The 11767-nt window shown below is 60.8% G+C and carries 11 protein-coding genes; 3 read left to right on the top strand and 8 right to left on the bottom strand.

Annotated features, from left to right (window positions below; genetic code table 11):
- The first annotated feature begins 38 nt into the window (after positions 1 to 38).
- Together trhO and ASC80_RS20805 are read left to right on the top strand one after the other, a co-directional pair.
- A complete protein-coding gene (gene trhO / locus ASC80_RS20810; RefSeq protein WP_056301513.1) occupies positions 39 to 809 on the top strand; it encodes an oxygen-dependent tRNA uridine(34) hydroxylase TrhO in 771 nt (256 codons plus the stop codon).
- Positions 802 to 1020 (top strand): SlyX family protein, encoded by a 219-nt coding sequence (locus tag ASC80_RS20805; RefSeq protein WP_056301510.1) that lies wholly within the window; start codon positions 802 to 804, stop codon positions 1018 to 1020. The genes trhO and ASC80_RS20805 overlap by 8 nt, the downstream gene beginning before the upstream one ends.
- Before the next feature lie 62 nt (positions 1021 to 1082).
- Here ASC80_RS20805 and ASC80_RS20800 read toward each other — a convergent pair whose 3' ends face one another.
- The 7 genes from ASC80_RS20800 to ASC80_RS20770 form a co-directional block, all read right to left on the bottom strand.
- Positions 1083 to 2141 carry an alcohol dehydrogenase gene (locus tag ASC80_RS20800; protein WP_056301815.1) on the bottom strand — a complete coding sequence of 353 codons (1059 nt, stop codon included), beginning with the start codon at positions 2139 to 2141 and terminating at the stop codon, positions 1083 to 1085.
- A gap of 147 nt (positions 2142 to 2288) precedes the next feature.
- Positions 2289 to 3059, bottom strand: a complete 771-nt coding sequence (locus ASC80_RS20795) for an esterase/lipase family protein (protein WP_056301508.1) — start codon at positions 3057 to 3059, stop codon at positions 2289 to 2291.
- A gap of 156 nt (positions 3060 to 3215) precedes the next feature.
- Positions 3216 to 4505, bottom strand: a complete 1290-nt coding sequence (locus ASC80_RS20790) for a DUF445 domain-containing protein (RefSeq protein ID WP_056301506.1) — start codon at positions 4503 to 4505, stop codon at positions 3216 to 3218.
- Positions 4506 to 4629: 124 nt separating this feature from the next.
- Positions 4630 to 5118: a phasin gene (locus tag ASC80_RS20785; protein ID WP_056301813.1), complete on the bottom strand. Its 489-nt coding sequence runs from the start codon at positions 5116 to 5118 to the stop codon at positions 4630 to 4632.
- 164 nt (positions 5119 to 5282) lie between these two features.
- Positions 5283 to 5873 carry a GNAT family N-acetyltransferase gene (locus ASC80_RS20780; protein WP_056301812.1) on the bottom strand — a complete coding sequence of 197 codons (591 nt, stop codon included), beginning with the start codon at positions 5871 to 5873 and terminating at the stop codon, positions 5283 to 5285.
- Between the two features lie 2 nt (positions 5874 to 5875).
- Positions 5876 to 6958 (bottom strand): PHA/PHB synthase family protein, encoded by a 1083-nt coding sequence (locus ASC80_RS20775; protein ID WP_056301504.1) that lies wholly within the window; start codon positions 6956 to 6958, stop codon positions 5876 to 5878.
- Positions 6955 to 7335 (bottom strand): hypothetical protein, encoded by a 381-nt coding sequence (locus ASC80_RS20770; protein ID WP_056301502.1) that lies wholly within the window; start codon positions 7333 to 7335, stop codon positions 6955 to 6957. Before ASC80_RS20770 ends, ASC80_RS20775 begins: the two co-directional genes overlap by 4 nt.
- 217 nt (positions 7336 to 7552) lie before the next feature.
- On the opposite strand from ASC80_RS20770, the gene ASC80_RS20765 reads away from it, so the two are divergent.
- The gene (locus ASC80_RS20765; protein ID WP_056301500.1) at positions 7553 to 8440 is read left to right on the top strand and encodes an alpha/beta fold hydrolase; all 888 of its coding nucleotides are present in this window, start codon (positions 7553 to 7555) and stop codon (positions 8438 to 8440) included.
- On the opposite strand, the gene ASC80_RS20760 is transcribed toward ASC80_RS20765, so the two are convergent.
- Positions 8441 to 11686 (bottom strand): bifunctional cytochrome P450/NADPH--P450 reductase, encoded by a 3246-nt coding sequence (locus ASC80_RS20760; protein ID WP_056301499.1) that lies wholly within the window; start codon positions 11684 to 11686, stop codon positions 8441 to 8443.
- Positions 11687 to 11767 lie beyond the last annotated feature (81 nt).

The following is an 11767-nucleotide window of genomic DNA, read 5'->3' as shown; positions in this document are numbered from 1 at the left end:
GGTTTGATCGTCCGGCGGCGTCACTTTATAGTGTGGCGATGTCCTACAAGGTCGCTGCTTTCTATCAGTTCGTCGAGTTGCCTGATTTCGAGGCACTGCGCGAACCGTTGCGCAATATGTGCGCAGCCCTCGGTATCAAGGGAATCGTGCTCCTCGCCGCCGAGGGCATCAACGGCACTGTCGCCGGCAGCGAAGTCGCGCTCGACGCCCTCATCAACCAGTTCAGGAACGGCGCGCTGTTCGGTGGTCGGCTCGATAATCTGGAGCTGAAATTTTCCGCCGCGTCGGACATGCCGTTCAAGCGCATGAAAGTCCGGCTCAAGAAGGAAATCGTCACGCTCGGCGACCCCGACAACGATCCGAACGAACGCGTCGGCACCTATGTCGATGCCGCGGACTGGAACGCACTGCTGAACGACCCCGACGTCGTGCTGCTCGACACCCGCAACCAGTTCGAAGTCGAGATGGGGACGTTCGCTGGAGCGATTGATCCGCAGCTCAAAAGTTTCGGCGGCTTTCGGGAATACGCCGACCGCTCGCTCGATCCGACGACCCACAAGAAGATCGCGATGTTCTGCACCGGCGGCATTCGTTGCGAGAAGGCAAGTTCGTATCTGCTCTCACGCGGCTTCGAGGAGGTTTATCACCTCAAGGGCGGCATCCTGAAATATCTCGAGACGATCCCGGAAGCCGAGAGCCGCTGGCGCGGCGAGTGCTTCGTGTTCGATAAGCGTGTTGCGCTTGGTCATGGATTAATCGAGCGGACGCCCGTTTCCGAACAACTCGTCAGTGAAACCGCCGATGAATAGCGAACGATCGCAGAAATCCCGCATCGACGCGCTCGAAATGCGCGTCGCCCATCAGGATGCAACCATCGAGACGCTCAACCAGACGGTAACGGCGCAGTGGAAGCAGATCGATGCGCTGACACACGAGATCGCGCGCCTGAACGATCGTGTTCAGGCGGCCGAGAATAGCATCACCACTGCTCCGGCAAACGAGCCGCCGCCTCACTATTGAGACAACACCACTCGGCATCACGCGCCGATTATTCCGGCGCGTGACGTCGAGGAGCTTCGTCGTTACGGCGTCAACACAGCGCGGCCGACCAGCTTGCCCTGCTGCAACTGAACCAGAGCCTCGTTGGCCTTGGCGAGCGGCCGCGTGCTGACCGGAATTGGCGCGATCTTCTTCTCGCGAACCAGATCGACCAGTTCCTGCGTCTCACGCAAATTGCCGACGTAGCTGCCCTGGATCGTGATGGCCTTGATCGGAATCAGCGGCAACGCCCAAGGTGCCCCACCGCCGAACAGCCCGACGATCAGGAGCTTTCCGCCCTTGGTGAGACAATCGAACCCGAGTTGCGCGGTCTGGGCATTGCCGACCAGATCGATCGCCGCGCGGATCGGACCGCCGGCCTTCGCCGCCAGTTGCGCCAGCGCATCCTCCGCGCCGCCATCCACGGTCGCGAGCGCGCCGGCTTTCTCGGCGGCTTCACGCTTGAGCGGATCGATATCAACGACGATCGCCCCCTTGCCGCCCATCGCCTTGAGCAGCGTCAACGCCATCAGGCCGAGACCGCCAGCACCAAAAATCACGATCGGCGTGTCGAAAACGTCTTCGACCTTCTTGATCGCGCTGTAGGTCGTCACGCCGGAGCAGGCGTAAGGTGCAGCGGTCACCGGATCGAGACCTTTCAGGTCGATGAGATAGCGCGGATGCGGCACTGTCATATGATCGGCATAGCCGCCGTCGCAATAGACGCCGAGCGAACGCGGCTTCAGGCACATGTTCTCTTCGCCGGCGAGACACACGTCGCATTTGCCGCAGCCGATCCACGGATAGACCAGCCGCACATCACCGACCGAAACGCCCTGCCCCTGCGCTTCTGGACCGATCGCGATCACTTCGCCGACCGTCTCGTGGCCCATGGTCAAAGGGAGCGACACGCCGCGATCTTTCAGCGACAGCGGCTTGCGGCCATGGCCGAGATTATATCCGCCTTCCCATATGTGCAGATCGCTGTGGCAGACGCCGGCAGCTTTCACCTTGATCAGAACTTGCGTGCCGGACGGCTGCGGCGTGGGCGCATCGACCTCGGCCAACGGTCCATTGAATTCGGTGACCCTGAAACTCTTCATGCATTTCTCCCGTCGGTTTTTGTTCTTGCCCGCCATGCCTGACACGGCATTCGCAGCATATAGCCATGAAAACGTTGGCCCGGCAAAAAACATTTGCCGGGCCAACTCACGGATGAATTTTACTGGGTTGTTTTTGCGGCGATACGATCAGCGCGACGGATCAGGATAGACAAGGCTGCGCCAGCCCGACCGGTCGAACGGCGCCCACTCGCCTTCTGCTTGCGCGAGCCTGTCAGCGACCGCGTAAACAACTGCGGGGTGATGTCCCATTCCGCAATGACTGCCCTGCACCTCGATGTTCTCGACCATCGTGCCCGGCTTTTCGACGCAACCTTGCCAGGCGCAGATCCCGTCGGTCCGGCTGAAGATCGCAGTCGTCGGCACCGGCGGTGTCTCGGCCATGTCGCCGCCGAAGGCCGGATTCGAATGGTCGGCAGGCTGGCCGCTCACCGCCTCATAGACGCGCCATGCGTTGGTCGCCTTCGGGCTTCCCGCGAACGGCGAGCCCAGCGTGATCACCGAGCGCACGCGGTCCGGCATCATCTTCGCGAGCTGGCGCGCATATAGTCCTCCGAGACTCCAGCCGACGAGACTCACCTTGCGGCCGTGCGCCTCATTCAGTTCCTGCACAAGGCTGATCATCCTTTCCTGAACGCCGTCGCGCAGACCGTAGTTGCGACCAAGGCCCCAGCCGCTCACGGCATAACCGCGCCCCTTGAGAAAGGACCGCAATGGCCGCGTCGCGATATCGCTGGTAACAAGGCCAGGCAGCACCAACACCGGATGGCCGTCCCCTCGCGGAGCAAGGCTCAGCAACGGCAACGCCCCAAGGAAGGCGCCGAATTCGTGGATCGCGCGGCCTTCGAGAAACATCAATGTTCTCGAGGGCGGATGAAGTGTCTGTGCGGCAGCTGTCATTCGTTTCCTCAGTCGTTGATGTGAGAGTAAGCGACTCAACGGCCGATCAATGACTGCACTCTTAAAAAGCTAGGATATGGTTTTCGGCATTACAAGCGCATGCACAGGCCAATTGGCCCGATATTTGCCAGCATGGGCGCCTCGGCAACACCCGCCTTACAGGGCTCGTATGACGACTTCCAACGTGTACAGGGCAAGCCCGGCGAGCCCGCCGATCAGGGTGCCGTTAAAGCGGATGTACTGGAGGTCCCGGCCGATATTGATCTCGATCAGCTTGATCAACTGGCCCATATCCCATGCCTTGACCTGGTCGGCGATAAAGCGCGTCACGCCGCTCTTCTGATCGGCAATGAAGCTGCGCAGCACCACGACAATACCGCCGTTGATTTCTGCGCGCATATCCGTGTCGTCCGCAAGCTGTGAGCCCGCCTCGACGAACATGTTGGTAAGGTGATGACGCAGAACGTCGAGATCCCCTCGCGCGTTGGCTTCAATGAACGCCTGAACGTTCGACCAGATCCGCCCTGCAAGATCTGCGAGCTCGGGGCGCGCCAGGAAGTCTCGTTTCAGATCGTCGAGCCGCGCGGCATAAACGGGCTCCGTCGTCAGCCGGTCGGCCAGCGACAGAAGGGCGCGGTCGAACTCGCCGCGAAACGGATGATCGGGGTCGGCCCGCACGTCGTCCAGGAACGAAGTCGCCGAGGCCGCAATCTTCTTCAGCAGAAACTTGTCGGCGCGATAGAGCTTCAGCAACGTCGGTAGTTCGTCGCGAATTTTTTCGCGCATCGCTGTCATTGTATCGGGCCTGTTCAACGTCTCATGCAGCGCGAGCAGCAGATCGTCGAGCAAACCCTGGTGACGCCGTTCCTTGATGAAGGAGCGCAGCGTCCCGGCGGCGAGCGGCGCGAGATTGATGGCGTTGATCTGCGACGCGATCCGGCGCGCGAGATAGGTTTTCAGCCCGGAGGATTCCGCGGCATTGAGAGCCTCCGGCAATAACCGCAGCACGAATCGCGCCAGATCGGAACTGCGTTTGCGATCCCTCAGCCAGTCGGCAATGAAGGATGCGAAATCCACCTCGCGCAGCTTGGCTTCGACCGGCGACGCACTGAGAAAATGGGTTTCGATGAACTCGCCGAGCTTGTCGGCAATGCGGTGCTGGTTCTTCTGGATGATTGCGGTGTGGGGGATCGGCAGGCCCAGCGGCCTGCGGAACAGCGCAACGACCGCATACCAGTCCGCCAGCCCGCCGATCGCGGCCGCTTCGGCGAAAGCCGCAACGAATCCGAAAGCCGGATAGCGCTCCTGCAGGAATTTCGCGACGATCAGTGTCGCAAGACAGGCGGCCAGCACGAGCGTGGCCAGCGCTTTGATGCGGCGCAACTCCGCCGCACGGGCGTCGTCGCCCTGCTCCGCGCCTAATTCAATGAAATCGCTGTCCGCCATATTCTGATCCGTTCGTTCAGAACCATGGTCCCGAATGGGCGACAGGTCAAAAAGAAGGCCCGCTTGCGCGGGCCTTCGAGTCACTTGGGAGGTCGTCTGTGCAAATGTATTTCAGGCCGAAAAATCACGCCGATTTGGCGTAGGAAGCAACCTTAGAGAAGTTATCCTGGGCAGTCTTCGCACCGTCGGCGACGAGCTTGCCGAGATATTCGGTGGTGGCGCGGGCACGCGACGCAACGACTTCACCCTGAGCACGGACCAGATCGGTCTGGATCTGAAACGCCTCGCTGAGCGACTTCGCGGAAGCGAGCTTGTCGATGCCGGCAAACAGCGCCTCTGCATCCTGATAGAACGCCTGCTGGATGTTGCGGCTGATCTTCGCGGTTTCAGCAACCGAACCGGCGACAGCGGTCTCGATCACCGAGGTGACCTTTTCAGAACCGGTGTGGATTTCAGCAGCACGCTCCTTGGCGGTGCCGGCGGCGCGCTTGACGAAGTCACGGGCAGCTTCCGGAACCTGAACGTTCTGCAGGTTCTTGAGCGCATCGGTGACCGGCGTGAATGCATCCTTGACGCTGTTCAGCACGGAATTGGTGTCGAAAGAATTGGTCATGGTCGTCTCCATCCTCGGGTTTGAGCTATGGGGCTCGCCCCGTCCAAATGGCCCGGGGTGCGATTGTTATGGCACACGCTATGATGCATCGCAACATTCATGTTGCGATGCGGTATCACAAACTTGTGACTACCATAAGATGCTGATTATATGACGATTTTTATCTATTGAACGGCATCGGGGAGCCCGTAAGCTTCCAGCTGCGCCCGGACCTGCGCGACATTGTGGCCAAGAACGACGATGTCGTGCTTGCGGCCGTCGAGATCGCGGACGTGCTCGCGCAGCAGCGCTTCCGCCTTGAAGCCGAGGCTTTCGAACAGCGCGATGGCGCCGGTCTGGTCCACCGTCATTTGCGCCACGATCTTTTCAAGCCCGGCACCGAGCGCCAGCGCAAACGTCTCATGGGACAGCGCGCGGCCGACGCCCTGCCCGCGCACATCGGTCGAAACCACCATGCGGATTTCGCCAACATGGGGTGACCACGACAGCGCGTCGCGCACGACGGTGCCGCAGCCGACCACGACTCCGTCTTTCACTGCGAGCAGGCTGATAATACTGCCCCGTTCGGTTTCCTTGATCCATGCCGCCAGGACTTTCGGCTCGCTGATGTTGCGCGGCAGGAACAGAAGATCGTGGACCGGCAGCTTACGGGCAAACGCCAATACCGCCGCTTCGTCCGCCGGCGTCATGTGGCGGAATTCGATTTCGCCGAATTCGGTCGCCACGCGGCGCGGATAGGCGCGAAGTTCATTCATGGTCATATCGATCGCTCACTCAGCCAGGAGTCCAGTTTCGGCCATAGGCGCTTGATCGCGTTGGCACCAGCGACGAGGCTGACATGCCCACCCTTGAGCATGACTTCAGTCTTGTCGGTGGAGCCTATTTTCGTAATCAGGTGCTTCGCCGCGTCATAAGGAACAATGTGATCGTGCTCGGCGACCGCATGGAGCACCGGCACTGTGATCTTCGAAATATCGGCCGCGCGCCCGCCGACCGACATCGTGTCGTTATAGAGCTTGTTGTCCCACATCAGGTCCTTGGTGATCTGCCGGAAATACTCGCCGGCCAGCGGCAGCGTATCCATCGCCCAGCGATCGAACATTCGGTACGACTTCACGTACTCGTCGTTCCACATATTTTCCCACAACTGAATCTGGCTGACAGTTCGCCCCGCCGGCCGCAGCATCTCGAATGATGACAGAATCATCTCGGGCGGAACGTTGCCCGCACTATCGACAAGATGATCGACGTCGAAATAGCGGCGGTCGGAAAAATTCTGAAAGAGCTTCATTTCCCGAAAGTCGATTGGCGTCGTGAAGCACACCAGATTCTTCATCGGGCCATCGGGAAAGATCGAACCGTAAAGCAGCGACAGCACGCCGCCGAAGCAGTAGCCAATGACGCTGACATCAGTCTCACCCGAATCCTGCTGCACCCGGCGAATACAATCAGGAATGAAATCGAGAACGTAGTCCTCCATGCGCAATCGTCTCTCGTCCGGACGCGGCGCCACCCAGTCGAGCATGTAGACGTCAAAGCCCTTCTTGAGCAGAAACTCGATGAAGCTCTGGCCCGGCACCATGTCGAGAATGTAACCGCGATTGGTCGTCGCCATCACGATCAGGATCGGCACGCGATAAATCTCATCGGCCTGCGGCCGGTAGTGATAGAGATTCATCGTGCCGCGCGAATGAATGATGTCCTTCGGAGTCAGACCCAGCGTCGGCCCCGACGTCGAGAAATACTCCACGCCTTTGATGCTGCGCTGGATCGCACGATTGACCTCCGACTGGATGCGATCGCCAATCTGCGTGATGTCGATTTGCGCGGTGGCATTCATGTCGAGCCCCCCGTCGCAGATGGCGGCAACTTTGTCCGCGGCGGCTTCGGCGCGAAGCTGCCGCCGCTGGCGGCACTGCCGCCTTCCATGCGGTGGATAGCGGCCCGGATTTCGTTCAACTGACTTTCGATGGATTGCAGGCGCTCGCTGATGCCGACCATCTGGGCGCGGCTCGGCAGATTCATCGCGACAAGATAGCGCTCCATCAGGTCGCCGACGGTCTTCTGTGCGCCGACCGACGCGCCTGTCACCTTGTGCACGGCCTGGCTGAACTGCTCCGACCCCATCGTCTGGGTCGCAAAGGCATTGAAGCCCTTTTCCATCTCGGCGAGCATGTTGTGCCACACCGCAACGGGGTCGTTGCTCTTGTCGGCCATATCAGTCCCTCCGCGTCTTCTCACAGGTGCCTGACAGACCCCGTTCTTTTTCACCATTCCATACCGTTGCGACATTGTGGTCAACAATCGCGCGACTTTTTGTTTGCGCCGGACGAATTTCTCGCGTCTCCTGTCAGAAGTTGACCGAGCTGTTCATTACGACGCCAGCCAATTTAAGGGACGCTGCGTGACCGCGCTTCAGCACCAGCCGCCACAAATGGTCCGGGCAAACGGCCTGGAAATTTGTTACGAGATTTTCGGAGCCCCGGACGCGGAACCACTTCTCCTGGTCATGGGGCTCGGCGCCCAGATGATCCACTGGGACGACGAATTCTGCACCGAGCTGGCATCGCGCGGCTTCCGGGTTATCCGGTTCGACAATCGCGACATCGGCAAATCGGCACACATGACCGGCGGCAAACCGCTTCGGCCGATCGAGCTGCTGAAGCTGCGGTTCTTCGCCATACCTCCCGAAGCTCCCTACAAATTGTGGGACATGGCGAACGACGCGATCGGCCTGTTGGATGCGCTGGGCATCAAGGCAGCTCACATCGTCGGAGCGTCGATGGGTGGCGCAATCGCCCAGGAAATCGCGATCGCCCATCCCGAGCGAGCACTGTCACTGACCTCAATCATGGCGACCACTGGAAATCCCAAACTGCCGCAGCCGACCCGCGAGGCGATGGCCATGCTGCTGGCGCCTGCACCCAAAACCAGGGACGAATACTTCGCCCGGTTTGCAGCGAACTGGAAAATCCTCCGTGGCGGAAGCTTCCCGCTCGACGAAGCCAAGGATCGCGCCCGCGCCGAGCGTACCTATGAACGCGGGCTCAATCCCGCCGGTGTCGGGCGGCAGCTCCGCGCCATCCTCGCCTCAGGCAGCCGCAAGGAGCGGCTCGCCCAAGTAAAAGCGCCGACGCTGGTCATCCACGGCACCATCGATCCGCTGGTCCGACCGGAAGCCGGCAAGGACACCGCCGCCAGCGTTCCCGGTGCGAAGCTGCTGCTGATCGAAGGCATGGGACACGCTTTGCCGATCCCGATGTGGCCGACGATCATCGGCGCGATCGCGGATCACGCCAAGGCGGCGACAGCGCGCGTCTGATCAGCCGCCCGCCCAGACGTCAAGCACGTAACGGTTCTCCGTGCCCATGTCATCGATCCAGTGCGCCGCAGCAGCTTCATCCGCATTCGCCTGCTCGCGGTAAATCGCCGTCAGCGCGCGCTTGACGTCCGGCTCCATTTTGCCGCCGTCACCGCAGACATAGATGACGGCGCCCTGCTCGATCAGACTCCAGACGCGATCCTTCTGCGCCGCGATCATGTCCTGCACATAGCTTTTCGGGGTGCCCGCGCGCGAGAAAGCCACGTGCAGTTCGGTCAGGCCTTGCGATGCGAAATCCTTCAGTTCCTTCTCGTAGAGAAAATCCTGCTCGGGGTGCCGGCAACCAAAGAACAACATTGATGCTCCGAGCGCCACGCCCTTGGCTTTCATCGCCGCCCGTTCCTGAAGGAAACCGCGGAATGGAGCAAGACCGGTCCCCGGACCGACCATGATGATCGGCGTGGCAGCATCGTCCGGCAGCCGGAAACCGGCCTTGGTTTCGCGAACGGTGGCGTGGACGATATCGCCGGCACGGCGGCCGGACAGATAATTCGAACTGACACCTTTATATATACCGCGCCCGGAGAGCGCTTCGCCCCCCACCACCGCGACGGTAACGCTGCATTTCGAAGCACCCAGCGCGGAAGGCGATGATGAGATCGAGTAATAACGCGGCGCCAGTAGCGACAGCATTTCGAGATAGGTGTGGAACGGCAGTTCGCAGGCCGGGTATTCCTCGAGCAGGTTGAACACCGACTTCCGCTTGCCGAGAATTTCCGCGCGGTAAAGCTCGGTCGATGCCGCATCTTCCCCGACCAGCGCTTCGAGCTTCGGCTTGGTCATCGGGCAACGCGTATGCTCCGACATGATCTGTATCTGCTTGCGGGTTGCGACCTGCTGCAATTCCACGAACTCGGTGAGCAGCCGCCCCACCGACACCGGCTCGCCCACCGGAAGCTGCGCGCGGCGGCCCGTCGCCACCTGCAATTTCACCTGATCAGCAGGAAGGAAGCCGAACCGGCGCGCGACCTGATCGACCAGCATCGGATCGTTGCGCGGCACGACGCTGAGATGGTCGCCGACGCGATAGGTCGTGTTCTCTGGCAACTGCACCTCGATATGACGCGTCGAACGCCCCGATGGATTTGTCCCGGCATGATTCTGCAATTCATCATTGGCAAGTATCTTTACCGGTATCGCGCCGCCGGCCGCGATGAGAGTGTTGACCGCGGTCGGCGCCACCGGCTCGACCTTGTACAGCGGCTCATCCTCGGCGGTGCGGGCAAACCCGGTGTTCAGGCCGAACTCCTTGACCGCGATTTCGCGCAACGATGCGAACCAGTACTCGAACTGACCGTCGAGATCGTCGCGGGCATCGCCCTCACCGCGCGGACAGGCCGCCGTCGCGCCACGGGCGGTGAGTTGCTCGTCGATGAAACGCGGCACCGACTGATAGGTCGCCGCCCAATCGCTGTTGCCGCAGCCGAATACGGCGTAACGAACATCGGCAAAGGCATCCTGCGGCAGATCGCTTCCAAGCCATTTGACGAACTTGGCAGCGTTGTCCGCCGGCGCTCCATTGTAGGACGCGCAGAAAATGATGACGCCGCCCTGACCTTTCAGGTTATCGACATAATCGTCCAGCGGACCGAGCTTGGTAGCGAAGCCGTTGACCTCGGCGAGATCCGCAACGCGATGCGCCAGATCCTCTGCCGTTCCGAGATTCGAACCATAGAGAATGAGCAACGGCGTGTTATGGCCCGGTCGTACCCGTCCCGCCGCCGCCCCGATCACAGGCACTGCTGCCGCCGGTGTGGTGCCAATGCGAGCCGGGTCGATGGTGCGGTCCTTGTCGGTCCGCGCACGGACCTTGATCTTGAAACCATCCGGCTTGATCGTCAGCGTTTCCTTGAGATGCATCTGATAGCGATTGTGATCAATCAGCTTGAAGCGTTGCAAGATCATGCCGATCGCAAGTGCAGCCTCATGCATCGCGAAACCGCGGCCGATACAGGCACGCTGTCCATTGCCGAACGGCTTCCAGGCATTGGCCGGACGTTTGGATTCCGCCTCGCGGCTGAAATTATCGGGGTTGAACACATCCGCGTTCGGGCCCCACACCGACGGGTCCCGATGCAGCGCCAGCGCCAGCACCGTGACGAACGTGCCTTTCTTCAGCTTGTATTTACCGCCGATAGTCTCGTCCTTTAGCGGGCTGAGACCGAACGCCGGCGCAGGCGGCCACATCCGCAGTGCCTCTTTCAGGATTTGCGAAATGTAGGTGAGCTGCGTCACCTGCTGATAAGTCGGTTTGGCATTGACGTCCGGCCCAAGCACCCGATCGACCTCGTCATAGGCTTTCTTGAGGACGTCCGGGTGTTTCAGCATCGCATAGAGCGAGCAAGCCAGCAGGCCGCTGGTAGTCTCATGGCCTGCGATCAGAAACGTATTGATCTGGTATCGGATGTTGACGTCGTCGAGCTGCGTGCCGGTCGCCTTGTCAACCCCGGTCATCATTGCGCCGAGCATGTCCTTCTTGCTCTCAGCGACATCCCCGCCCTTGCGGCGCTCGGCGACGATCTCGTCAACCATGTTGTTCATGAACGCGATGTCGGCGGCCATGTCGGCGCGGCGCCCGCGATTGAACAGGTTTTCGAGCGGCAGACCGCGCGTCATCATCACGGTTTCGAGCGAGCGCACCAGCGCTTCGACGAACGGGTGATAGTCACGGCGGTAGAACGAATTGAACCGATAATCGAAGCCGCACAGGCCGATGGTGTCGAGCGTCAACGCCGTCATGTCGTGGACGACGTCGATTTCCTCGTCGGCGTTGAGGCGTTCCCATTTCTTGACGAGCTGTTCGGCAATATCGACCATCATCGGATGGTAGGACTGCATCGCGCGGCCGCCGAACGGCGTCAGCAGGATGTTATGCGCCTTGCCCCAGTTCGGCTCCCTGGTATCGGCGGTGAACAGGCCATCCCCGGCAATGGCGCGAATCCGGCGCAGCGGACCGCGCACCGCCTTGTCGAACCGCCTCTCGTCGCAAAGCTCTTCGACCAGATCGTGACCGGACACGATCACCATCGGCGTGCCCATCATGTCGAGCCAGAAGATCGGCCCGAGCTCCTTGCTCATGCGCGCGAGATCCTGCACCGGCGCGGTGGAATCCACCGACAGCATGTTGCCGACCACCGGCTTTTTCGGCGGATGCGGAATCGGGCTGAGCGCGTTACTGGAAGCCATGTCGGTCAACCCTGTCCTTGGTCGTGTGTCAGCCATCCGCTTTGCTTGTCCGAACGCGCGCCGAACTTGCGATCAGGCTAC

Origin of the sequence: Afipia sp. Root123D2, assembly GCF_001425835.1 — a bacterium.
GTDB lineage: Bacteria > Pseudomonadota > Alphaproteobacteria > Rhizobiales > Xanthobacteraceae > Afipia.
The sequence above is the reverse complement of the archived record's forward strand: the minus strand, read 5'-3'. Positions and strand labels throughout refer to the sequence as shown.

Bases quoted from the DNA above. Each gene is read 5' to 3' on its own strand.
- ASC80_RS20800 (WP_056301815.1), bottom strand. From the start codon at position 2,141: ATGAAGAGTTTCAGGGTCACCGAATTCAATGGACCGTTGGCCGAGGTC.
- ASC80_RS20780 (WP_056301812.1), bottom strand. From the start codon at position 5,873: ATGAATGAACTTCGCGCCTATCCGCGCCGCGTGGCGACCGAATTCGGC.
- ASC80_RS20785 (WP_056301813.1), bottom strand. From the start codon at position 5,118: ATGACCAATTCTTTCGACACCAATTCCGTGCTGAACAGCGTCAAGGAT.
- trhO (WP_056301513.1), top strand. From the start codon at position 39: ATGTCCTACAAGGTCGCTGCTTTCTATCAGTTCGTCGAGTTGCCTGAT.
- ASC80_RS20760 (WP_056301499.1), bottom strand. From the start codon at position 11,686: ATGGCTTCCAGTAACGCGCTCAGCCCGATTCCGCATCCGCCGAAAAAG.
- ASC80_RS20805 (WP_056301510.1), top strand. From the start codon at position 802: ATGAATAGCGAACGATCGCAGAAATCCCGCATCGACGCGCTCGAAATG.
- ASC80_RS20765 (WP_056301500.1), top strand. From the start codon at position 7,553: ATGGTCCGGGCAAACGGCCTGGAAATTTGTTACGAGATTTTCGGAGCC.
- ASC80_RS20790 (WP_056301506.1), bottom strand. From the start codon at position 4,505: ATGGCGGACAGCGATTTCATTGAATTAGGCGCGGAGCAGGGCGACGAC.
- ASC80_RS20795 (WP_056301508.1), bottom strand. From the start codon at position 3,059: ATGACAGCTGCCGCACAGACACTTCATCCGCCCTCGAGAACATTGATG.
- ASC80_RS20775 (WP_056301504.1), bottom strand. From the start codon at position 6,958: ATGAATGCCACCGCGCAAATCGACATCACGCAGATTGGCGATCGCATC.
- ASC80_RS20770 (WP_056301502.1), bottom strand. From the start codon at position 7,335: ATGGCCGACAAGAGCAACGACCCCGTTGCGGTGTGGCACAACATGCTC.